The following is a 1,148-nucleotide window of genomic DNA, read 5'->3' as shown; positions in this document are numbered from 1 at the left end:
GATAGCGCCTGCTTCATTTGTATCTTTAGGCAATTCAAAAAATCCAAAATAAGCATATTTTGCTATCCAGCCTATAACAACACTATAAAAAGACACCAAAATAATAGCACCAAGCATAAAAAATCCCGCAAGTGACCATGCCTTTTTATTTTTTGGTGCTAAAGTATAATAAGCATTCACCGGGTCTTTTTCACTAAGTTTTCCTATGCTAAGTTCGGCTAAAAATATCACAAAAGCCACACCTAAGGTTAAAAGCAAATACACCACTACAAAAGCTGATCCGCCATTGTTACCCACTAAAGTTGGAAATTTCCAAGCATTTCCAAGCCCAACGGCTGAACCTGCCACTGCTAATACAAAACCTATTTTAGAAAATTTTTCATTCATCTTTTAACCTTAAAAAAATAATTGTTTTACCATGATTAAAATCACCGCTAAAGGCGAGATATATCTTACAAAAAAATACCAACACTCAAAATATTTACCCCTCATATAAGGATAAAATAAAGTTTGTAAAGCTTCTTTTTTAAGCACAAAACCTACGAAAATTGCACCAAATAATCCACCTAAAGGCATCATTAAATTTGAAGCAATAAAATCTAATATATCAAAAAAACTTTTTCCAAAAAATTCTAAAGAATCTTTACTCCACTCAATTCCTGATAAAATACACAAACTTCCCAAAAAATATACAATGAAAGCTATAAAAATCAAAGCTTTTTTTCTTGTAAAATTATAAGAATTGATTAAATAAAAAGTTAAAGGTTCTATCATGGAAACTGCTGAAGTAATCCCTGCAAAAAACAATGCAATAAAAAAAGCCACAGCTAAAATATTTCCCAAAGGTAAAAAGCCAATTGGGTCAATATTTGAAAACAAACTCATCAAAGATACAAAAATCAAACCTGGACCTTGCTGAGCTGGATTGCCATTAAATTCAAATATAAAAGTAAATACAATAAGCCCCATCATAATACCAATGATAATATTAATAATAATAATATTAATAGTACTTGTAATAAAATTTGTTTTATCTGATAAACTTGCAGAATAAGTTATAATCGAGCCCACTCCAATAGATAAAGAAAAACAAGCAAGTCCCAATGCACTCAAAAAAGCTCCCACTCCAAGCTTGGAAAAATCCGGAG

General features: G+C 30.8%; 2 pseudogenes. Both read right to left on the bottom strand.

Annotation, left to right across the window (positions count from 1 at the left end):
• Positions 1-387, bottom strand: a pseudogene (locus CAMP5060_RS08085) (sodium-dependent transporter); the annotation flags it as partial.
• Between the two features lie 9 nt (positions 388-396).
• Positions 397-1,148, bottom strand: a pseudogene (locus CAMP5060_RS08080) (sodium-dependent transporter); the annotation flags it as partial.

The sequence above is a fragment of the Campylobacter sp. 1569 genome (assembly GCF_024723675.1).
Classification (GTDB): Bacteria; Campylobacterota; Campylobacteria; order Campylobacterales; family Campylobacteraceae; genus Campylobacter_D; species Campylobacter_D jejuni_C.
This window is presented reverse-complemented; position numbering and strand designations above follow the sequence as displayed.